This window comes from Streptomyces venetus, from assembly GCF_039540295.1.
Taxonomy (GTDB): Bacteria; Actinomycetota; Actinomycetes; order Streptomycetales; family Streptomycetaceae; genus Streptomyces; species Streptomyces venetus.
On the sequence record NZ_BAABET010000007.1, the window covers coordinates 1 to 21,314 of the forward strand.

Sequence of the window (21,314 nt, forward strand, 5' to 3'; positions counted from 1 at the left end):
CATAGTGTTTCGGTGGTTATAGCGTAGGGGAAACGCCCGGTTACATTCCGAACCCGGAAGCTAAGCCTTACAGCGCCGATGGTACTGCAGGGGGGACCCTGTGGGAGAGTAGGACGCCGCCGAACAAATATTGAAAGGGTTGGACCCGTAACTTCGGTTACGGGTCCAACCCTTTTTTGTTGCGCGTCACTTGAAGTTCACATTGTGCGATCAGCATCCAGAGCATGGGTACTGCTGCGATGCTCAGGGCCGCCGGTGTCGGACTCGGTGACGAGGTCGTCGTGCCGGCCTTCGGGAACGTCGAGGTCGCCGAGGCCGTTGCCATGGCCGGGGCGATGCCGGTGTTCGCCGACATAGATCCCGTCACCTACTGCCTCGACGCCGCCGCTGTGGAAGCGGCCGTAACTCCGCGGACCGCCGCGGTGGTTGTCGTCCACCGCTTCGGGCGACTCGCCGACCTCGGGCGGTTGCACGCGCTGGGAGCGCGACAAGGACTGCTCGTCCTGGAGCAGGGAGAGTCCGAGGCGCCCTACGACGAGATCGCCCAGCGCAGGGAGCGGGCGGCTTACCTGCACGCGAAGTTGAGGGGTGTGCGAACGCCGGACGACGGCGACGGGCACACCTACCAGCAGTACGTCGTGCGGGTTCCGGGCAACGGGCGGCCGGACCGTGACGCCTTCGCGCGGGCCGTGCGGGCCAGGGGAGTCGAATGCCGGGTCCCGGTGAAGACACCGGTGCACCGCCTGCCCGAATTCCGGCGCTGTGTGTCCCTCCCGGAGACGGAGCGGGCCGCCGACGAGACGCTCGCGCTCCCTGTGGACGCGACACTGACGAAGCGGGACATGCAGCGGATCGTGTCCGCCTGTAACGCCCTCGGAGGGCTGCTCCAGCCGGCCTTCTGACGTGGTTGGGAGCACGGGTCTGTTCGGGGTATGATCTATTCCGTTGCCGCGGGGAAATCCCCAAAGCGACAGGCCCCTATAGCTCAGTCGGTAGAGCGTCTCCATGGTAAGGAGAAGGTCAGCGGTTCGATTCCGCTTGGGGGCTCCAGCAGAAAAGGCCCCACCCTCACGGGTGGGGCCTTTTGCCTGTCCTAGTCCTTGTGGAGGCCCGGTACGCGCATCGCCAGGATCGCCATGTCGTCGGACGGGGCGTCCGACGCGAAGCGTTCCACCGCGCGCATGATGCGGGCCGCCACCGCGCCGGCCGTGAGGCCCGTGCACGTCGTGAGGACATCGGCGAGTCCGTCGTCGCCCAGCATGCGGGCGCCTTCACGGCGTTCGGTGACACCGTCCGTGACGCACAGGAGGACATCGCCCGGATCGAGGGTGACCGTCTGCTCGTACAGCTCCAGGTCTTCGATGACGCCGAGCAGCGGCTGGGGCTCGGCTGCCGGTTCGACCGTGCCGTCCGGACGCAGGCGCAGCGGGAGCGGGTGGCCGGCGCAGACGACCTTCAGCTCCGCACTGCCGTCCTCCTGCGGGCGCATCTCGCCGTAGAGAAGGGTGAGGAAGCGACTGCGGGCGCCCTCGTCGAGGATCGCGGAGTTGAGGCGCTCCAGGACCGTCGGGCCGCTGAGGCCCTCGCGGGCCAGGAGGCGCAGGGCGTGGCGGGCCAGGCCTGTGACCGCCGCCGCGTTCGGGCCCGTACCGCAGACGTCGCCGATGGCGAAGCCGTAGGAGCCGTCGCTGATGGGGAAGACGTCGTAGAAGTCGCCGCCCACCTCGTTGCCCTCGCCGGCCGCGCGGTAGATAACCTCGACCTCGACCCCCTCGATCGTGGGGAGTTCCGGCGGGAGGAGGCTGCGCTGGAGGGACTGGCTGATGGCCGTGCGCTCGGAGTAGAGGCGGGCGTTGTCCAGGGCCAGGGCGGCTCGGCGGGACAGGTCCTCGGCGAGTTCCAGGATCTCCTGGCGGAAGTGCTCGTCGGTCGGCTTGCCGAGCGTCAGCATGCCGATGACGCGGTTGCGGGCGACCAGGGGCAGGACGACCGTCTCGCCTCCGACGGCGGAAGCCGTGGCGAGGGTCGGGCCGATGCCCGGGGTGACCTGGCGGGTCGGGCCGCCGCTGAGACCGAGACTGCGCATGGAGCTGCGCAGGGCCGCCTGGTGGGCGACCTCGCCGGGGGCCGTCCAGACGCGCGCGCCGGGCGTGGGGACCGGGTCGGGCGGGGGCACCTTCGACAGCAGGGACTTGATGCCGTCGATGAGTTCCTCGTCCTCGTGCAGCACGTAGGAGAGGTACGGCTCGGAGGCCTGGTCGGCGATCGTGTAGACGGCGCACCACGTGGCGAGGGTGGGGACCGTCATCTGGGCCATGAGGGCCAGGGTCTGGTCGCGGTCCAGGGTGCCGGCCAGCAGGTCGGAGGCTTCGACCAGGAAGCTGAGGGAGCCGCGGCGCAGGCGTTCCAGTTCACCCAGACGGGCCGATTCGACGGCGAGGGCGATGCGGTCGGCGGCGAACTGGAGGCGCAGTGCCTCCTCGTTGGAGTATCTGGCGGGGGCTTCGGCGGCGACGCCGAGGGAGCCGGTGAGGCGGCCCTCCACCTTCAGCGGGACGGTGACGACGGAGCGCATGCCGGTGCCGTTCAGCAGCGGCACCGCGCCGGGGACGGCGGTCAGGTCGTCGTGGACGGCCGGCATGCGGGCCGAGCCGTAGCGGCCGGGGCCGGCCTCGACGGGGACGCGGGCGAAGCGCTGACGGGCCGAGGGGAGGCCGGTGGAGGCACGGACCTCCAGTTCCGTCTCGTCGTCGGTGGCGAGCAGGAGGAACGCCGAATCGCCGTCGAGCATGTCGCGGGCGCGTTCGACCGTCCGCTGGAGGAGGCCGTCGAGGTCGTCCGGGGCGGGGGAGCCGATGAACACCTCGAAGGGGTCGGTGCTCTGGCCCTCGGAGGTGGTGGCGCTGTCGGCGGGGACGCGCAGGGGCGTCTGGAGAACGGCCCGTTCGTGGTCACGTACCAGGAGGCACACGGTTGACGGTTCGCCGCCGGTGTCGCGGACCCGCAGGTGGGAGGCGTAGACGGGGGTGACGCGGCCGTCGGCGGCGCGGATGCCGTAACTGCCCTCCCAGCGGGAGAGTTGGAGGGCCTCCGCGATGCCGGTGCTGGTGCCGGGGGTGTGGGGCCAGGCCGCGAGGTCGGTCAGGGGCTTGCCGGTGACCTGCTCGGCCGGGTAGCCGAAGAGCTCCTCGGCGTCCTCGCTCCAGGCGGTGATGTGGCCGGTGCGGTCGATCTGGACCACGGCCACGCGGACCCGGCCGTCGGCGAGGGGGAGCAGGTCGGCGGGGAGGGCCGGGCCGGCCGCGCGGGTGCCCACGGCGCGGGCGGGGAGGTCGAGTTGGAACCAGACCGTCTTGTGGGTGGGCGTGTACTCGACGCCCCAGCGGCCGGCCAGGGCCGCGCACAGCTGGAGGCCGCGGCCGCCCTCGCGGTCGGGGCTGCCCATGTTGACGGCCGTACCCTGGAGCGGGATCTCACGCTCGGGATAGCGGTCGGCCACTTCGATGCGCACGCCCTCGTCGCTGCGCAGGCAGAGCAGGTCGGCGGAGGTGCCGGCGTGGACCACGGCGTTGGTCACCAGTTCGCTGGTGAGAACGACGGCGTCGTCGACGATGTCGGCGAAGCCCCAGCCCTGGAGGGTGTCGCGGACGAACGAGCGGGCGCTCGCGACAGATCGTCCGACGGGCTCGAAGCTGGCGGCCGCGCGCGCGGTGATCACAGAACTCCTCGACCGGTTCTCGACGTGCTGGGCTGCGTGGCCGACCGGCTCGAGCCGCTGGTGCGGCAGGTCGCCCGTCGGCCGGGGTTCCGGGGGCTGTCCCCCCGGGATCAGTCCGGTGGTCATGTGTGCGGCCGCCCCTCCGATGCCCGCTCGTCTTCGTGCCACCGCCCAGGCCGGACGGACCGGCGTGGCTGGACAGCCGGATGCAAGGTTACTTACCTTCGCGGTCGGTGCGGATGCCGGTCTGCAGTGTTTCCGTCCGGAGGGTGTGCGGACGATGTGCGAAGCTGCCGAACTGTTATGGCCTGGTTCGGCCAGGGTGAAACACTGGGCAAGCTTCTTGTGAAGGTCCGGGCAGGCCGAGTGTCCTCTGTGTACGGCGGGCAGCAGCCCCCTGGGCACGGCCTGGTATGCAGGGCGGAGAATACGCAGTAGTAACCGGTACGCCGAGCGTGGTACCCGAGCACAGCAGTGACGGTCGATCCCTGCGGGAGGGACACAGTGGAGTCTGGCGCAGCGACGCGTGGCAAGAAGGCGCGCGCGAAGGGCGGACAGTCCCCGAGCCACCCGGGCAAGGCGCGCAGCGGCACCACCGAGGTGGACACGGCGGCCCTGAACCGGCTGATGGCGGCCCTGGTGTCCATGCGGGACGGGAATTTCCGCAAGCGGCTCACGGTGTCCGGGGACGGCGTGATGGCCGAGATCGCGGCCGTCTTCAACGAGGTGGCCGACCGCAATCTGCATCTGACGGGTGAGCTCTCGCGGGTGCGGCGGATGGTGGGCCGCGAGGGCAAGCTGACGGAGCGACTGGAGACAGGGGCCTGCGAGGGCTCCTGGGCGACCGCGATCGACAACTCCAATGCCCTGGTGGACGACCTGGTGCGGCCGGTTTCCGAGGTCAGCCGGGTGCTGTCCGCGGTGGCCGAGGGTGATCTGTCGCCGCGTATGGAGTTGCGGACGCAGGTGCCGGACGGGAACGGGCAGCCGTTGCGCGGCGAGTTCCTGAAGGTCGGGCGGACCGTCAACAACCTGGTCGACCAGCTGTCGACGTTCACCGACGAGGTCACGCGTGTGGCCAGTGAGGTGGGCACCGAGGGCAAGCTGGGCGGGCAGGCACGCGTGCGGGGCATGTCGGGTTCCTGGCGGGACCTGACGGACTCCGTCAACACGATGGCGTACCGGCTCACCGCTCAGGTGCGGGACATCGCGCTGGTGACGACGGCCGTGGCCAAGGGTGACCTGTCGCGCAAGGTCACGGTCCAGGTGGCCGGCGAGATGCTGGAGCTGAAGAACACCGTCAACACGATGGTGGACCAGCTGTCGGCGTTCTCCTCCGAGGTGACCCGAGTGGCCCGTGAGGTGGGCACCGACGGCGCGCTGGGCGGTCAGGCCCAGGTGCCCGGGGTCGCGGGAGTGTGGAAAGAACTCACCGATTCCGTGAACACCATGGCCGGGAACCTCACGGCTCAGGTGCGCGGAATCGCCGAGGTGACGACGGCGGTCGCCAATGGTGACCTGTCGCGCAAGGTGACGGTCCAGGCACGCGGTGAGGTCGCGCAGCTCGCCGAGACGATCAACCAGATGACCGAGACGCTGCGGATCTTCGCCGACGAGGTCACGCGCGTGGCCAACGAGGTGGGGGCCGAGGGGCGGCTCGGCGGACAGGCGAACGTGCCGGGTGCGGCGGGGACGTGGAAGGACCTGACGGACTCCGTCAACACCGTCTTCCGGAACCTCACCACCCAGGTGCGGGACATCGCCGCCGTGACGACGGCGGTGGCCAACGGTGATCTGTCGCAGAAGGTCACGGTCGACGTGGCCGGCGAGATGCTGGAGCTGAAGAACACCGTCAACGGGATGGTGGACCAGCTGTCCGCGTTCGGTGCCGAGGTCACGCGTGTGGCGCGTGAGGTCGGTGTCGAGGGTGAGCTGGGCGGTCAGGCGCAGGTGCCGGGTGCGGCGGGGACGTGGAAGGACCTGACGGACTCCGTCAACACGGCGTTCCGGAACCTCACCGGGCAGGTGAGGAACATCGCGCAGGTGACGACGGCGGTGGCCAACGGCGATCTGTCGCAGAAGGTCACGGTCGACGTCTCCGGCGAGATGCTCAAGCTGAAGAACACCGTGAACACGATGGTGGACCAGCTGTCGTCCTTCGCCGACCAGGTGACCAGGATGGCCCGGGACGTGGGCACGGAGGGTCGCCTGGGTGGTCAGGCCCAGGTGGACGGTGTGTCGGGCACGTGGAAGGAGCTCACGGACTCCGTCAACTCCATGGCCGGGAACCTCACCTCCCAGGTGCGGAACATCGCGCAGGTGACGACGGCCGTGGCCCGGGGCGACCTGTCGCAGAAGATCGACGTCGACGCGCGCGGCGAGATCCTGGAGCTGAAGAACACCATCAACACGATGGTCGACCAGCTCTCCGCGTTCGCCGACCGGGTGACGCGGGTGGCGCGCGAAGTGGGTACGGACGGGCGGCTGGGCGGTCAGGCGCAGGTGCCCGGGGTCGCCGGTGTGTGGCGGGATCTGACGGATTCCGTGAACGGCATGGCCGGGAACCTCACCGCGCAGGTGCGGAACATCGCGCAGGTGGCGACCGCGGTGGCGCGGGGTGACCTGTCGCAGAAGATCACCGTGGACGCGCGTGGCGAGATCCTGGAGCTCAAGAACACGCTGAACACGATGGTGGACCAGCTGTCGTCGTTCGCCCAGGAGGTCACGCGAGTGGCTCGTGAGGTGGGTACCGAGGGCATCCTGGGCGGTCAGGCCGAGGTGCAGGGTGTCTCCGGCACCTGGAAGGACCTCACCCAGTCCGTGAACGGCATGGCGAACAACCTGACCATCCAGGTGCGCAACATCGCCGAGGTCACGACCGCGGTCGCCCGGGGCGATCTGTCGAAGAAGATCACCGTCGACGCCAAGGGCGAGATCCTCGAGCTGGTCACGACCGTGAACACGATGGTGGACCAGCTGTCGTCCTTCGCCGAGCAGGTGACCCGGGTGGCCCGTGAGGTGGGTACCGAGGGCATCCTGGGCGGCCAGGCGCATGTTCCGGGTGTCACGGGCATCTGGAAGGACCTGAGCGACAACGTCAACCTGATGGCCAAGAACCTCACCACGCAGGTGCGGAACATCTCCCAGGTCTCGGCGGCGGTGGCCAACGGGGACCTGACGCGGCAGGTCACCATCGAGGCGCGCGGTGAGGTAGCGCAGCTCGCGGACACCATCAACACGATGGTGAAGACGCTGAGTTCGTTCGCCGAACAGGTCACCAAGGTGGCCCGAGAGGTGGGCACGGACGGCATCCTCGGCGGGCAGGCGCATGTGCCGGGTGTGGCCGGTACGTGGAAGGACCTCACCGAGTCCGTGAACCAGATGGCGTCGAACCTGACCGGTCAGGTGCGCAACATCGCCATGGTGACCACGGCCATCGCCAAGGGTGACCTGACGAAGAAGATCGACATCGACGCGCGCGGGGAGATCCTGGAGCTGAAGACGACCATCAACACGATGGTCGACCAGCTGTCGTCCTTCGCCGAGGAGGTCACCCGGGTCGCCCGCGAGGTGGGCACGGAGGGACAGCTCGGTGGCCAGGCGCGCGTGCGTGACGTCGACGGGACGTGGCGGGACCTGACGGAGTCCGTGAACGAGATGGCCGGGAACCTGACCCGGCAGGTGCGTGCCATCGCGCGGGTGGCGACCGCGGTGACCCGCGGCGACCTGAACCTGAAGATCGACGTGGACGCGTCCGGGGAGATCCAGGAGCTCCAGGACTACATCAACAAGATGATCGCCAATCTGCGCGACACCACGATCGCCAACAAGGAGCAGGACTGGCTGAAGGGCAACCTGGCCCGTATCTCCGCGCTGATGCAGGGCCGTCGCGACCTGGAGGACGTGGCCTCGCTGATCATGAGCGAGCTGACGCCGGTGGTCTCCGCGCAGCACGGGGCGTTCTTCGTGGCGATGCCGCTCGTCGACGGCGAGGACATGAGCGCCACCGACGAAGACCAGTACGAGCTGCGCATGCTCGGCAGTTACGGCTACTCGATGGGCTCCATGCCGACGTCGTTCCAGCCGGGTGAGGCGCTGGTCGGGACGGCCGCGGAGGAGAAGCGCACGATCCTGGTGGAGAACGCGCCGAGCGGCTATCTGAAGATCTCCTCGGGGCTCGGTGAGGCACCGCCCGCGCAGGTGATCGTGCTGCCGGTGCTGTTCGAGGGCAGCGTGCTCGGCGTCATCGAGCTGGCGTCCTTCACGCCCTTCACACAGATCCAGAGGGACTTCCTCAACCAGATCGCGGAGATGATCGCGACCAGCGTCAACACCATCTCCGTCAACACCAAGACCGAGTTGCTGCTGGCGCAGTCGCAGGAGCTGACCGAGCAACTGCGTGAGCGCTCCGCCGAGTTGGAGCAGCGGCAGAAGGCCCTCCAGGCGTCGAACGCCGAACTGGAGGAGAAGGCCGAGCTGCTGGCCCAGCAGAACCGCGACATCGAGGTGAAGAACACCGAGATCGAGGAGGCGCGGCAGGTCCTGGAGGAGCGCGCCGAGCAGCTCGCGGTGTCGATGCGCTACAAGAGCGAGTTCCTGGCGAACATGTCGCACGAGCTGCGTACGCCGCTGAACTCGCTGCTGATCCTCGCCAAGCTGCTCGCGGACAACGCCGAGGGGAACCTCTCCCCGAAGCAGGTGGAGTTCGCCGAGACCATTCACGGGGCCGGGTCCGACCTGCTCCAGCTGATCAACGACATCCTCGACCTGTCGAAGGTCGAGGCGGGCAAGATGGACGTGTCCCCGACGCGTATCGCGCTCGTCCAGCTCGTGGACTACGTGGAGGCCACGTTCCGCCCGCTGACCGCGGAGAAGGGCCTGGACCTGTCCGTGCGGGTCTCGCCGGAGCTGCCCGCCACGCTGCACACCGACGAACAGCGGCTGCTGCAGGTGCTGCGCAACCTGCTGTCGAACGCGGTGAAGTTCACCGACTCGGGGTCGGTGGAGCTGGTCATCAGGCCGGCGCGGGACGACGTGCCCCAGAGGATCCGGGAGCAGCTGCTGGAGACGGGGTCGCTGACCGACCCGGACGCGGGGCTGATCGCGTTCTCCGTGACCGACACCGGGATCGGCATCGCCTCCAGCAAGATGCGGGTGATCTTCGAGGCGTTCAAGCAGGCCGACGGCACGACCAGCCGCAAGTACGGCGGTACGGGCCTCGGGCTGTCGATCTCGCGGGAGATCGCCCAGCTGCTCGGCGGTGAGATCTACGCACAGAGTGAGACGGGCCGCGGTTCGACGTTCACGCTGTACCTGCCGCTGCACCCCAGCGAACTGCCGCCGCAGGGCTACCAGCAGCAGCTGCCCGCCCTGGAGGCCGGTGACCTGGTGGCCTCGACGCCGGACCCGTCCGAGGTGTCCGACGTCGAGACGCCGCCCGAGGTGAAGTCGTACCGCGACACGCAGAACGGTCCGGCGGCCCTGTTCCGGCGGCGCCGCAGGATGCCGGAGCTGCCGCCGCGCCCGGCGCAGCCGGAGCAGTGGACGCCCGCCGAGCAGGAGGCGGCGCCGAGGCCGCAGCGCGGTATCCGGTTCGGTGGTCAGAAGGTCCTGATCGTCGACGACGACATCCGCAACGTCTTCGCGCTGACCAGTGTCCTGGAGCAGCACGGCCTGTCGGTGCTGTACGCCGAGAACGGCCGTGAGGGCATCGAGGTGCTGGAGCAGCACGACGATGTGGCGGTCGTCCTGATGGACATCATGATGCCCGAGATGGACGGGTACGCGACGACCACGGCGATCCGCAGGATGCCCCAGTTCGCCGGGTTGCCGATCATCGCACTGACCGCGAAGGCGATGAAGGGCGACAGGGAGAAGGCGATCGAGTCGGGCGCCTCCGACTACGTCACCAAGCCGGTCGACCCCGATCACCTGCTCACGGTGATGGACCAGTGGATGCGAGGGGAATGAGGGGAACGTTGGACCGTTACGCAACGTTGGCGGGCAGGTTCGGTGTTCACACGCTGTCGCGGACTCGATGTGCGCATAGTCGTGTAGAAGTACGGGATCTGGGGAACCTTCTGGTCTCCTGCTGCGTTTTTGCTACGTGCACAGTGACATCACGGTGACAGGGTGTGGCGACAGGCAGGGTGCGGCTACGATGACCGGCACAAGGACGGGCGGCGCAAGGGAGTCGTCCCCTGGGGCAGCACCTACCGGTGCGTCCCCAGGTCCTGCGGACAGGGGAGGCCCCACGCCGGGGCGAGGAGGGCGGGCCATGGTGCAGAAGGCCAAGATCCTCCTGGTCGATGACCGGCCGGAGAATCTGCTTGCGCTGGAGGCGATCCTCTCTGCGCTCGATCAGACGCTGGTGCGGGCATCGTCCGGGGAGGAAGCGCTCAAAGCGCTGCTCACGGACGACTTCGCGGTCATCCTGCTGGACGTCCAGATGCCGGGCATGGACGGCTTCGAGACGGCGGCTCACATCAAGCGCCGGGAGCGGACCCGGGACATCCCGATCATCTTCCTGACGGCCATCAACCACGGGCCGCACCACACCTTCCGGGGTTACGCGGCAGGCGCGGTCGACTACATCTCCAAGCCGTTCGACCCGTGGGTGCTGCGCGCGAAGGTGTCCGTGTTCGTCGAGCTGTACATGAAGAACTGCCAGCTGCGTGAGCAGGCGTCGCTGCTGCGGCTCCAGTTGGAGGGCAACGGCAAGGACGCGGGCGGTGAGTCGAAGGAGTCGGCGGGGCTGCTCGCCGAGCTCTCGGCGCGGCTCGCGGCCGTCGAGGAGCAGGCCGAGGCGCTGACCAAGCAGCTCAATGACGAGTCGACGGACGCCGCGGCAGTGGCCACGGCGGCTCATCTGGAGCGCAAGCTCACGGGGTTGCGGCGTGCGCTGGACGCGCTCGAGCCGGGCACCGGGAGCACGTCGTCGGTCTCCTCGCAGAACTGACGCCCGGGCAGCCGCGGTTGCCCGTCCATGAGTGTGCGTCAATTCCTTGCCTCTCCCGGAGCGACACGAACGGGTGAAGCGGCAGGCACACGTGTCCCCCGTCGTCTCCCCCGGTAACCTCACACCCATGGCCTCACGTCCGTCCGCAGCCAAGAAGTCGCCCGCGAAGAGGGCGGCCGCTTCAGCGAAGGCCCCGGCGAAGAAGGCCGCTGCGAAAAGGGCCCCCGCGAAGAAGGCGCCCGCCAAGAAGGCCGCGGCGAAGAAGGTCGCGCCCAAACCGGCACCGAGCCCCACCGGAGGCGTCTACCGGCTGGTGCGCGCCGTCTGGCTCGGCATCGCGCACGCCGTGGGCGCCGTGTTCCGCGGCATAGGGCAGGGAGCCAAGAACCTCGATCCGGCACACCGCAAGGACGGCGTCGCCCTGCTGCTGCTCGGCATCGGGCTGATCGTCGCCGCGGGTACCTGGGCGGACCTCAAGGGCCCCGTGGGCGACCTGGTCGAGATCCTGGTGACCGGCGCCTTCGGCCGGCTCGACCTGCTCGTGCCGATACTGCTCGCCGTCGTCGCCGTGCGCTTCATCCGCCACCCGGAGAAGCCCGAGGCCAACGGACGCATCGTCATCGGCCTGTCCGCGCTCGTCATCGGCGTGCTCGGGCAGGTCCACATCGCCTGCGGCTCGCCGGCGCGCGGCGACGGCATGCACGCCATAAGGGACGCCGGTGGCCTCATCGGCTGGGCCGTGGCCACCCCGCTGTCGTACGCCATGGGGGACGTGCTCGCCGTACCGCTGCTCGTGCTGCTGACGATCTTCGGAGTGCTCGTCGTCACGGCCACCCCGGTGAACGCCATCCCGCAGCGGCTGCGCCTGCTCGGTATGCGGCTCGGGATCGTCCGCGACCCGGCCGACTACGAGTTCGTCGAGGACGACGAGCGCTACGAGGAGCAGTGGCGGGAGGCGCTGCCGGCCCGGCCGCGCGGCAGGCGCACGCCGGCGCCCGAGGCGTACGACCCCGACAGCGCCGAGCAGGAGGCCCTCTCGCGGCGCCGCGGCCGGCCCAGGCGCTCCGCGGTGCCGCAGCCCGACATGGACCGGCCCAGGGACGCCGTGGACATCGCCGCGGCGGCCGCCGCCGCGCTCGACGGTGCCGTCCTGCACGGGATGCCGCCCTCGCCGATCGTCGCCGACCTCACCCAGGGCGTGCGGGTCGGCGACCAGGAACCGACCACGCCGACGCCGGTCCCGGGCGCCCGCCCCCAGCAGGAGAAGCCCCAGCAGGAGAAGCCCAAGCAGGAGAAGGCCACCCAGCAGGAGGAGCCCGCCCAGGAGAAGCCGAAGCCGGGCGTCCGCGACCTCACCAAGGCGCCGCCCTCCAAGCCCCGTGACCTGCCCGCGCGCGCTGAGCAGCTCCAGCTGTCCGGGGACATCACGTACTCCCTGCCGGCGCTCGACCTGCTGGAGCGCGGCGGCCCGGGAAAGGCGCGCAGCGCCGCCAACGACGCCATCGTCGAGTCGCTGACCACCGTCTTCACCGAGTTCAAGGTGGACGCGAGCGTCACCGGCTTCACCCGCGGCCCGACGGTCACGCGCTACGAGGTCGAGCTCGGCCCCGCCGTGAAGGTCGAGCGGATCACCGCCCTGACCAAGAACATCGCCTACGCCGTCGCCAGCCCGGACGTGCGGATCATCAGCCCGATCCCCGGCAAGTCCGCCGTCGGCATCGAGATCCCGAACACCGACCGGGAGATGGTCAACCTCGGTGACGTCCTGCGTCTGGCGGAGTCCGCGGAGGACGACGACCCGATGCTGGTCGCCTTCGGCAAGGACGTCGAGGGCGGCTACGTCATGCACTCGCTGGCGAAGATGCCGCACATGCTGGTCGCCGGCGCCACCGGCTCAGGCAAGTCGTCCTGCATCAACTGCCTGATCACCTCGATCATGATGCGGGCGACCCCCGAGGACGTGCGGATGATCCTCGTCGACCCCAAGCGGGTCGAGCTGACCGCCTACGAGGGCATCCCGCACCTGATCACGCCGATCATCACCAACCCCAAGCGGGCCGCCGAGGCGCTCCAGTGGGTCGTGCGCGAGATGGACCTGCGCTACGACGACCTGGCGGCCTACGGCTACCGGCACATCGACGACTTCAACCGGGCCGTGCGCGAGGGCAAGGCCAAGCCGCCCGAGGGCAGCGAGCGCGAGCTCCAGCCGTACCCCTACCTGCTGGTCATCGTCGACGAGCTCGCCGACCTGATGATGGTCGCGCCCCGGGACGTCGAGGACGCGATCGTGCGCATCACCCAGCTCGCGCGCGCGGCCGGTATCCACCTGGTGCTGGCCACACAGCGGCCCTCGGTCGACGTCGTCACCGGCCTGATCAAGGCGAACGTGCCGTCACGGCTGGCCTTCGCCACCTCCTCGCTGGCCGACTCCCGGGTCATCCTCGACCAGCCGGGTGCCGAGAAGCTGATCGGCAAGGGCGACGGGCTGTTCCTGCCGATGGGCGCGAACAAGCCGGTGCGTATGCAGGGCGCCTTCGTGACCGAGGAGGAGATCGCGGGCGTCGTCCGGCACTGCAAGGACCAGATGGCCCCCGTCTTCCGGGACGACGTCACCGTCGGCACCAAGCAGAAGAAGGAGATCGACGAGGACATCGGCGACGACCTCGACCTGCTGTGCCAGGCGGCCGAACTGGTCGTCTCCACCCAGTTCGGCTCGACGTCCATGCTCCAGCGCAAGCTGCGCGTCGGCTTCGCCAAGGCCGGGCGGCTGATGGACCTCATGGAGTCCCGGAACATCGTGGGGCCCAGTGAGGGTTCCAAGGCACGTGACGTTCTTGTGAAGCCTGATGAGCTGGATGGCGTGCTCGCCCTGATCCGGGGGGAGTCTGATGGGTAGGGAAACGGGACACACGGCGGTCGCCTCGCCGAGCGTGTACTGCAACCGGGTGTCCGAACCGTGACTCACCCGTAAGGGTTCGTCGAGCAACCGTTTCCCGTCGGTGTACGTCAAGTTGAGGGAAGCGAAAATGAGCGACCTCACCATCGGGATGTCGGGCCATTCCGATGGCCTACAAAGTGCCACCGCCCGGTTGCCCCACCCTTTTGATACCCCCCTAGACTGAACTTCCAGCACAGGCGGCTACACGCTCGAAAGGCGCCCCCGTGTCCATCGGCAACTCCCCTGAAGACGAGCGTCCGTTCGAAGACGAGCGCGTCGAAGAAGCCCGCGAGGAAGACCGCCCCTCCATCGGCCGTGTCCTGCAGCAGGCGCGTATCGCTGCCGGGCTGACCGTCGACGACATCAGTAGCGCCACCCGCGTCCGCATGAACATCGTGCATGCCATCGAGGCGGACGACTTCACCGCCTGCGGCGGCGACGTCTACGCGCGCGGGCACATCCGGACCCTGGCGAAGGCCGTCCACCTCGACCCGGCGCCGCTGCTCGCGCAGTACGGCGACGAGCACGGCGGACGCCCGGCACCGACCCCGGCAGCCCCCCTGTTCGAGGCGGAACGTATCCGCCCGGAGCGGCGGGGGCCGAACTGGACGGCGGCCATGGTCGCCGCGATCGTCGCCGTGATCGGTTTCGTCGGGTTCACCATGTTCCAGGGCGGCGACGAGGGCGGCGGCGAGGCCAACGTCGCCGAGGGCGCCACGCCCACCACCCAAGGCTCCGCCTCCCCGACGACCAAGACCAAGAAGCCCGCCGATCGCGAGCCCGAGCCGTCCGACAGCGCCATCGCGGCCGCGCCGCAGGACAAGGTGACGGTCCAGGTGGCCGCCGCCGACGGCCGCAGCTGGATCTCCGCCAAGGACCACAACGGCCGGCTGCTCTTCGACGGGGTCCTCAAGCAGGGCGACTCCAAGACCTTCCAGGACAGCTCGAAGGTGCACCTCGTCCTCGGCGACGCGGGCGCGATCGACCTCTTCGTCAACGGCAAGAAGATCGAGGACGACTTCAAGCCGGGCTCTGTGGAACGCCTCACGTACACGAAGGGCGACCCCGAGGCCGGGTAACCCGGCCGAAGGGGTGTCCGCCGTACGGGGTTGGCCGGGCCCGGCCAACCCCGTCGACGTGGGGTGTCGGTGGGACGAAGTACTCTTGAGCCCATGCCTGAACGCCGTACCGTCGCACTCGTCACCCTTGGCTGCGCCCGTAACGAGGTGGACTCGGAGGAGCTCGCAGGCCGTTTGGAGGCGGACGGCTGGCGGCTCGTGGAGGACGCCGAGGAAGCGGACGTCGCCGTCGTCAACACCTGCGGTTTCGTCGAAGCCGCCAAGAAGGACTCCGTCGACGCCCTCCTGGAGGCCAACGACCTCAAGGGGCACGGCAGAACCCAGGCCGTGGTGGCGGTGGGCTGCATGGCCGAGCGGTACGGCAAGGAACTCGCCGAGGCGCTCCCCGAGGCCGACGGTGTGCTCGGTTTCGACGACTACGCGGACATCTCGGACCGGCTCCAGACCATCCTCAACGGCGGCATCCACGCCGCACACACCCCGCGCGACCGCCGCAAGCTGCTGCCGATCAGCCCGGCCGAGCGTCAGGACTCCGCCGAGACGGTCGCGCTCCCCGGGCACGCCCCCGCGGACCTTCCGGAAGGCCTCGCTCCGGCTTCCGGTCCGCGCGCGCCCCTGCGTCGCCGGCTGGACGGCTCCCCGGTCGCCTCCGTGAAGCTCGCCTCCGGCTGCGACCGGCGCTGCTCCTTCTGCGCCATCCCGTCCTTCCGCGGCTCCTTCATCTCCCGCCGCCCGAGCGACGTGCTGAACGAGACGCGGTGGCTGGCCGAGCAGGGCGTGAAGGAGATCATGCTGGTCTCCGAGAACAACACCTCCTACGGCAAGGACCTGGGCGACATCCGCCTGCTGGAGTCGCTGCTGCCCGAGCTCGCCGAGGTCGACGGCATCGAGCGGGTGCGCGTCAGCTACCTCCAGCCCGCCGAGATGCGGCCCGGCCTCATCGACGTGCTGACCTCCACCCCGAAGGTCGCGCCCTACTTCGACCTGTCCTTCCAGCACTCCGCGCCCGGCGTGCTGCGCGCGATGCGGCGCTTCGGCGACACCGACCGGTTCCTGGAACTGCTCGACACGATCCGGAACAAGGCGCCCGAGGCCGGCGTGCGCTCCAACTTCATCGTGGGCTTCCCCGGGGAGAGCGAGGCAGACCTCGCCGAGCTGGAGCGATTCCTGAACGGCGCCCGGCTGGACGCCATCGGCGTCTTCGGTTACTCCGACGAGGAGGGCACCGAGGCGGCGACCTACGAGGGCAAGCTCGACGAGGACGTCGTCGCCGAGCGGCTGGCCCGTGTCTCGCGCCTGGCCGAGGAACTCGTCTCGCAGCGCGCCGAGGAGCGCGTCGGGCAGACGGTGCACGTCCTCGTCGAGTCCGTCGACGACGAGGAGGGCGTGTACGGCCGCGCCGCGCACCAGGCGCCGGAGACGGACGGCCAGGTGCTGCTCACGAGCGGCGCGGGGCTGAGCAGCGGCCGTATGGTCGAGGCGAAGGTGGTCGGTACGGAGGGTGTCGACCTGGTGGCCGAGCCGCTGCAGAGCTCGTTCGCGTCGCCTGCGTGGAGTGAGGAGGCAGGCAGATGACCGGTGTCCCGGCATCCGCGGCGGGAGGCCCCTCCGGCGCGAGGAGGGCCGCGGCCGGTGCGGCTTCCCCGGCCGCTGCGGCCTCGGGGACGGTTCCCGGAGCGGCGGTCGGCCGTGCGGCCGCGCGGTCGGCCGACGGTGAGGAGCCGTCCGGCGCGGAGCACGGGACGCCGTCCGGGGCAGGACACGGTGGGCCCGCCGGGGTAGCTGCGGCCGGCGCGGAGGAGAGCGGGACCGTCCTCGGCGAGGACTCGGAGGACTCGGAGGACTCGGGGAGCGCCGTTCTCGACGCGCAGGGCGACCCGAAGCCCGCGCGCGGCGCGAAGCTGGCGGCCGCGGCCGTCAACCAGGCCAGCGTCTGGAACATCGCCAACCTCCTGACCATGCTCCGGCTGCTCCTCGTGCCGGCCTTCGTCGCGCTGATGCTCGCCGACGGTGGTTACGACCCGGCCTGGCGGTCCCTCGCCTGGGCGGCCTTCGCCATCGCCATGATCACCGACCTCTTCGACGGTCATCTGGCGCGCACCTATAACCTGGTCACCGACTTCGGGAAGATCGCCGACCCCATCGCCGACAAGGCGATCATGGGGGCGGCGCTGATCTGTCTGTCCGGGCTCGGGGATCTGCCGTGGTGGGTGACCGGCGTCATCCTCGGGCGGGAACTCGGGATCACGCTGCTGCGTTTTCTGGTCATCCGCTACGGCGTCATCCCCGCCAGTCGCGGAGGCAAGCTCAAGACCCTCACTCAGGGCGTGGCCGTGGGCATGTACGTGCTGGCACTGACGGGGTGGCTGGCCACTCTGAGGTGGTGGGTGATGGCCGCGGCGGTCGTTCTGACCGTGGTGACCGGGCTCGACTATGTGAAACAGGCCATTGTGCTGCGCAGGCAGGGAATCGCCGAGCGCAAAGCCGCGTTGGAGGAGAAGGAAGCGTGAGTTCCAGGGCCACTGACGTGGTGCGACTACTCACGGTGAAGGGCGAGACGCTCGCTGTCGCGGAGTCGCTGACCGGTGGCCTCGTGGCCGCGGAGATCACCTCGGTCCCCGGAGCGTCCAAGGTCTTCCGCGGCTCGGTGACCGCCTACGCCACCGAACTGAAGCATGAACTGCTCGGTGTCGACGCCACCCTGCTGTCGGCACATGGAGCGGTGGATCCGCAGGTCGCGGCCCAGATGGCAGTCGGCGTGCGCAAGGCGCTCGGCACCGACTGGGGCATCGCGACCACCGGTGTCGCCGGACCGGAGCCGCAGGACGGGCAGGCCGTCGGGACGGTCTTCGTGGCCGTGGAAGGGCCGTTCGGCACCGATTCCGGTTCTGCCGGCGGCGGAAAAGTGGAGGCTCTGCGGTTGAACGGCGACCGCGAGGAAATTCGTAGAGAGAGTGTACGGAGCGTACTCGCACTGCTCCTGGAGGGGCTTGCGGGCGAACAGACTGGGAATGAGCGGGCACAGGATACGGAACGGAACGGGGGGTTTTGATGTTTGCAGCCCTGAGTGAACACGACATCGCTCCCCGCACGGCCGCGGCGCAAGGCGGTACGGTGGGGCGTAATGGATGCGGCTACGCGGTCCGAGGAGGGAGCCACCGATGATTCTGCTCCGTCGCCTGCTGGGTGACGTGCTGCGTCGGCAGCGCCAGCGCCAGGGCCGTACTCTGCGCGAAGTCTCCTCGTCCGCCCGAGTCTCACTCGGCTATCTCTCCGAGGTGGAGCGGGGGCAGAAGGAGGCTTCCTCCGAGCTGCTCTCCGCCATCTGCGACGCGCTGGACGTACGGATGTCCGAGCTCATGCGGGAAGTGAGCGACGAGCTCGCCCTCGCCGAGCTGGCCCAGTCTGCAGCGGCCACCCCCAGTGAGCCTGTACCCACGCCGGTTCGACCGATGCTGGGTTCCGTGTCGGTGACCGGTGTGCCACCGGAACGGGTGACCATCAAGGCGCCCGCCGAGGCGGTGGACGTCGTCGCCGCGTGAGTGCTTCGCGTGGACGCGGGTTGCCCCGCGTGCGCGTGTGACGTCGACGAGGCTCTGAGAAGGTGTGTGAGGCCCCGGCCGGGCCTCTCCGGTGATCCGGAGGGGTGCCGCCCGGGGTTTTCGCTTTGAGGGAGGGCTTCCCGGCGCCCAGCTGTCCTTTTTATCCGCGTTTGCCGGTATCGCATCGGGCGGTCATCGTTGAGGGGATGGCAGGGCAGTCAACGGAGGTGCGGATGTACGTCGTGAAGAGCCCGTTGTCCGACGCGAGCCTCATGACCGTGTCGGAGGCGTTGCAGGGCGCGCTTGTGGACCTGGTGGATCTCGCCCTCGTGGCCAAGCAGATCCACTGGAACGTGGTAGGACCGCGCTTCCGTTCCGTGCACCTCCAGCTCGACGAGGTCGTCGACACGGCACGGAAGTATTCGGACACCGTGGCGGAGCGTGCCGCGGCGCTCGGGATCCCGCCGGACGGGCGTGCCGCGACCGTGGCCGTCGGCAGTGGGATCGGCGTGACGCCCGAGGGGTGGGTCGACGACACGACCGCCGTCGGGGCCCTCGTCGACGCGCTGGGCGCGGTGATCGCGCGGATGCGGGAGCGGGTCGAGGCCACCGGTGAGCCGGATCCGGTGAGCCAGGACATCTTCATCGGCATCACGGCGGACCTGGAGAAGCATCACTGGATGTTCCAGGCCGAGAACGGGTGACCCTGGAGGGCGCGGCAGCGGACGACGGCGACGGGCCGGCCGGGGGTTTCGCCGCTCGCGGTGGTGCGGAGCGGTGCGGCGGGGTGTGGGGTGCGCCTGTGTGCCGGTGGTGCGCCCTGTCCGCGGGCCCCGGTGGCCGAATAGCGTCCGGCTGGAGGTGGCGGCCGTGGCGGGGATAGGGCGCTGGGGGGTCCGCGGAGCAGTGCTGGGGTTGGGGGCGCTGTGGTGGTGGGCCGTGGTGCGGCTGGTGGTCGCACCGGAAGCGGGGGTGCTGGAGGCGGCTGTCGCCGCCGGGGGCTGGGGGCTGAGCGTGCTGCCGGTGCACTGTGTGCCGAAGGCCCAGGCGAGTGGGGTGCTCGGTTCGGGGCGGTGGCGGAGGGTGTGGGGAGCGGGGGCCCGTGGGGTGGTGTCCCGGCAGGGTCAGGTCCGGGGGTGATGCGGGGGTTGCTGTCCGGGTGGGAGGGGGCGCCTCACCACGGCATCGCCACACCCCCGTTCGGGCGGATGATCTGGCCGGTCGTGAAGGACGAGGCGTCGGATGCCAGGTGGAGGACCGCGTGGGCGATGTCCTCGGGGTCGCCGACCCGGCCGAGGGGTGACAGCCGGGCCATCGCGGCCTCCGTGTGCGCCTGGGCCGCGTTGTCGTGGCGGTCGGTCATCGGGGTGCGGACCCAGCCCGGGGCGACCGCGTTGACCCGGATGCCGTACCGGCCGACCTCCGTCGCGAGGGTCTTCGTCAGCTGGACCACCGCCGCCTTGGCCGCGCCATAGCAGAGCAGCCCCGGGCCGCCGGTGTCGACGGCGCCCGAGGCCATCGTGACGATGCTGCCCCGCGTGCCGCGCTCGATCATCAGGCGGGCCGCCGCCTGGCAGGCGTACAGCACTCCTTTGAAGTTCACGTTCAGTACCCGGTCGAGGTCCTCGTCCCGGGTCTCCAGCACCGGGCTGCTGTGCATGATCCCGGCGATCGCGGCCAGGACGTCGAGACGTTCGCAGGAGGTGATGGCCCGCCTCAGCCCGGAGCGGTCGGTGACGTCGAGGGTGTGGGTGTGGGCGGTGCCGCCCCGGTCCTTGATGAGGGACGCCGACTCGTGCAGGCCGTCGGTGTCGCGGTCCGCGCAGTGCACGGTGGCCCCCGCTTCGGCGAGCAGGAGGGCCGAGGCGCGGCCGATGCCGCTCGCGGCGCCGGTGACGAACGCGGTCCGGCCGGTGAGGTCGTACGCCGTGACGGGCATGTACGGACCGTACGAGCATTTCTGACGGGTCGTCAATTGTCTGTCGGGGGCGTCCAAGGGGCCAGGGTCGTCCTGGCCGTCACCCGGCCGCGTCGCGGCGGACGCGTCGGGCCGGGGCCGGGGCGAGGCCCGGCTGGCAGGTGGGGCACCAGTACGTGGGGCGTTCGCGGGAACCGTCGCCCTGGTCGGCGACGCGGACGGACGTGCGGCAGCGCAGGCAGGGACGAGGGGCCCGGCCGTACACGAAGAGGTCCTGGCCGCGACTGCCGGTCGTACTGCGGATCAGGCGGTCCCGGTTGGTCTCCAGCAGCCTCTTGGCCAGACCGGGCAGCTTGGCGGCGCGCTCGGCGGGCAGGTCGCCCACGGGGAGCCAGGGGGTGACGCCCAGCAGGAAGCAGAGCTCGCTCTTGTAGACATTGCCGATGCCGGCGAGGTTGCGCTGGTCGAGCAGGGCCTCGCCGAGAGGGCGGGCGGGGTCCTGGAGGAGGTTGGCGAGGGCCCGGTCGGGGTCCCAGTCCGGGCCCAGGAGGTCGGGGCCGAGGTGGCCGACCGCACGATGCTCGTCGGTGGTGCGCAGCAGCTCCAGCACCGGGAGGCGGTAGCCCACGGCCGTGCGGTCGGCGTTGCCGAGGATCGCGCGGATCTGGTGGCCGGGGCCGCCGCCCCAGCGCCGGCCGTTCGCGTAGACCTTCCAGGCGCCGTCCATCCGCAGGTGGGAGTGCAGGGTCAGACCACCCTCGACCCGGGTCAGGAGGTGCTTGCCGCGCGGGGTGACATCGAGGACCGTGCGGCCGGTGAGGTCGGCCGTGGCGAAGCGCGGCACCCGGAGGTCGCTGCGGGTCAGCACCTTGCCCGCGAGAGCGTCGTGCAGTCGCCTCGCGGTCTGCCAGACCGTGTCACCTTCGGGCATAGGTCAAGGGTGGCACGGCGGGGGTGTGCCTGGTCGGGCTTGTGGGGGCGGGGAGCAGGGAGCAGGGGGGCGGAGGCGTGAGCCGATGCGTGCGGGTGGTGCGGGGGCGGGTGCGCAGGGGCGGTCCGTGCGGGTGGTGCAGGGGTCTGGCGCGCAGGCGCAGCCCGCACGGCGTGGGCGTCTGGCGCGCAGGCGCGGTCCGTGCGGGTGGTGCGGGGGTCTGGCGCGCA

General features: G+C 70.0%; 14 protein-coding genes, 1 tRNA gene and 1 rRNA gene. 13 read left to right on the forward strand and 3 right to left on the reverse strand.

Annotated features, from left to right (window positions below; genetic code table 11):
• Positions 1–8 precede the first annotated feature (8 nt).
• The 3 genes from rrf to ABEA82_RS22885 all read left to right on the forward strand — a co-directional run bounded on the left by rrf (position 9) and on the right by ABEA82_RS22885 (position 1,050).
• Positions 9–125: ribosomal RNA gene (gene rrf / locus ABEA82_RS22875) — 5S ribosomal RNA — on the forward strand.
• Between the two features lie 114 nt (positions 126–239).
• The gene (locus tag ABEA82_RS22880) at positions 240–902 is read left to right on the forward strand and encodes a DegT/DnrJ/EryC1/StrS family aminotransferase (RefSeq protein ID WP_345663892.1); all 663 of its coding nucleotides are present in this window, start codon (positions 240–242) and stop codon (positions 900–902) included.
• A gap of 72 nt (positions 903–974) precedes the next feature.
• Positions 975–1,050, forward strand: a tRNA-Thr gene (locus ABEA82_RS22885).
• A gap of 43 nt (positions 1,051–1,093) precedes the next feature.
• Here ABEA82_RS22885 and ABEA82_RS22890 read toward each other — a convergent pair.
• A complete protein-coding gene (locus ABEA82_RS22890) occupies positions 1,094–3,844 on the reverse strand; it encodes a SpoIIE family protein phosphatase (RefSeq protein ID WP_345663488.1) in 2,751 nt (916 codons plus the stop codon).
• A 378-nt stretch (positions 3,845–4,222) separates the two neighbouring features.
• Here ABEA82_RS22890 and ABEA82_RS22895 point away from each other — a divergent pair, with 378 nt between their 5' ends.
• The 10 genes from ABEA82_RS22895 to ABEA82_RS22940 all read left to right on the forward strand — a co-directional run bounded on the left by ABEA82_RS22895 (position 4,223) and on the right by ABEA82_RS22940 (position 19,375).
• A complete protein-coding gene (locus ABEA82_RS22895; protein WP_345663489.1) occupies positions 4,223–9,688 on the forward strand; it encodes a HAMP domain-containing protein in 5,466 nt (1,821 codons plus the stop codon).
• A gap of 307 nt (positions 9,689–9,995) precedes the next feature.
• Positions 9,996–10,676 (forward strand): response regulator, encoded by a 681-nt coding sequence (locus ABEA82_RS22900; RefSeq protein WP_003993389.1) that lies wholly within the window; start codon positions 9,996–9,998, stop codon positions 10,674–10,676.
• A 127-nt stretch (positions 10,677–10,803) separates the two neighbouring features.
• Entirely contained in the window at positions 10,804–13,572 is a 2,769-nt protein-coding gene (locus tag ABEA82_RS22905; RefSeq protein ID WP_345663490.1) for a DNA translocase FtsK, read from the forward strand.
• A gap of 266 nt (positions 13,573–13,838) precedes the next feature.
• Positions 13,839–14,693, forward strand: coding sequence for a helix-turn-helix domain-containing protein (locus ABEA82_RS22910; RefSeq protein ID WP_345663491.1), 855 nt, complete (start codon positions 13,839–13,841; stop codon positions 14,691–14,693).
• 93 nt (positions 14,694–14,786) lie between these two features.
• Complete coding sequence (gene rimO / locus ABEA82_RS22915; RefSeq protein ID WP_345663492.1) at positions 14,787–16,268, forward strand: 30S ribosomal protein S12 methylthiotransferase RimO; 1,482 nt, start codon at positions 14,787–14,789, stop codon at positions 16,266–16,268.
• Complete coding sequence (gene pgsA / locus ABEA82_RS22920) at positions 16,265–17,203, forward strand: CDP-diacylglycerol--glycerol-3-phosphate 3-phosphatidyltransferase (RefSeq protein WP_345663493.1); 939 nt, start codon at positions 16,265–16,267, stop codon at positions 17,201–17,203. Before rimO ends, pgsA begins: the two co-directional genes overlap by 4 nt.
• The gene (locus ABEA82_RS22925) at positions 17,200–17,745 is read left to right on the forward strand and encodes a CinA family protein (RefSeq protein WP_345663494.1); all 546 of its coding nucleotides are present in this window, start codon (positions 17,200–17,202) and stop codon (positions 17,743–17,745) included. Before pgsA ends, ABEA82_RS22925 begins: the two co-directional genes overlap by 4 nt.
• Positions 17,746–17,854: 109 nt before the next feature.
• On the forward strand, positions 17,855–18,235 hold the full coding sequence (locus ABEA82_RS22930) for a helix-turn-helix domain-containing protein (protein ID WP_003993396.1): 381 nt from the start codon (positions 17,855–17,857) through the stop codon (positions 18,233–18,235).
• Between the two features lie 233 nt (positions 18,236–18,468).
• Positions 18,469–18,939 (forward strand): Dps family protein, encoded by a 471-nt coding sequence (locus tag ABEA82_RS22935; protein WP_345663893.1) that lies wholly within the window; start codon positions 18,469–18,471, stop codon positions 18,937–18,939.
• 166 nt (positions 18,940–19,105) lie between these two features.
• Positions 19,106–19,375 (forward strand): hypothetical protein, encoded by a 270-nt coding sequence (locus ABEA82_RS22940; protein WP_345663495.1) that lies wholly within the window; start codon positions 19,106–19,108, stop codon positions 19,373–19,375.
• Between the two features lie 34 nt (positions 19,376–19,409).
• Here ABEA82_RS22940 and ABEA82_RS22945 read toward each other — a convergent pair whose 3' ends face one another.
• Positions 19,410–20,174, reverse strand: a complete 765-nt coding sequence (locus tag ABEA82_RS22945; protein WP_345663496.1) for an SDR family NAD(P)-dependent oxidoreductase — start codon at positions 20,172–20,174, stop codon at positions 19,410–19,412.
• 79 nt (positions 20,175–20,253) lie between these two features.
• Positions 20,254–21,084, reverse strand: a complete 831-nt coding sequence (locus tag ABEA82_RS22950) for an Fpg/Nei family DNA glycosylase (protein ID WP_345663497.1) — start codon at positions 21,082–21,084, stop codon at positions 20,254–20,256.
• Positions 21,085–21,314 lie beyond the last annotated feature (230 nt).

Bases quoted from the DNA above. Each gene is read 5' to 3' on its own strand.
- ABEA82_RS22880 (WP_345663892.1), top strand. From the start codon at position 240: ATGCTCAGGGCCGCCGGTGTCGGACTCGGTGACGAGGTCGTCGTGCCG.
- pgsA (WP_345663493.1), top strand. From the start codon at position 16,265: ATGACCGGTGTCCCGGCATCCGCGGCGGGAGGCCCCTCCGGCGCGAGG.
- ABEA82_RS22950 (WP_345663497.1), bottom strand. From the start codon at position 21,084: ATGCCCGAAGGTGACACGGTCTGGCAGACCGCGAGGCGACTGCACGAC.
- ABEA82_RS22935 (WP_345663893.1), top strand. From the start codon at position 18,469: ATGTACGTCGTGAAGAGCCCGTTGTCCGACGCGAGCCTCATGACCGTG.
- ABEA82_RS22905 (WP_345663490.1), top strand. From the start codon at position 10,804: ATGGCCTCACGTCCGTCCGCAGCCAAGAAGTCGCCCGCGAAGAGGGCG.
- ABEA82_RS22930 (WP_003993396.1), top strand. From the start codon at position 17,855: ATGATTCTGCTCCGTCGCCTGCTGGGTGACGTGCTGCGTCGGCAGCGC.
- ABEA82_RS22900 (WP_003993389.1), top strand. From the start codon at position 9,996: ATGGTGCAGAAGGCCAAGATCCTCCTGGTCGATGACCGGCCGGAGAAT.
- ABEA82_RS22945 (WP_345663496.1), bottom strand. From the start codon at position 20,174: ATGCCCGTCACGGCGTACGACCTCACCGGCCGGACCGCGTTCGTCACC.
- ABEA82_RS22890 (WP_345663488.1), bottom strand. From the start codon at position 3,844: ATGACCACCGGACTGATCCCGGGGGGACAGCCCCCGGAACCCCGGCCG.
- rimO (WP_345663492.1), top strand. From the start codon at position 14,787: ATGCCTGAACGCCGTACCGTCGCACTCGTCACCCTTGGCTGCGCCCGT.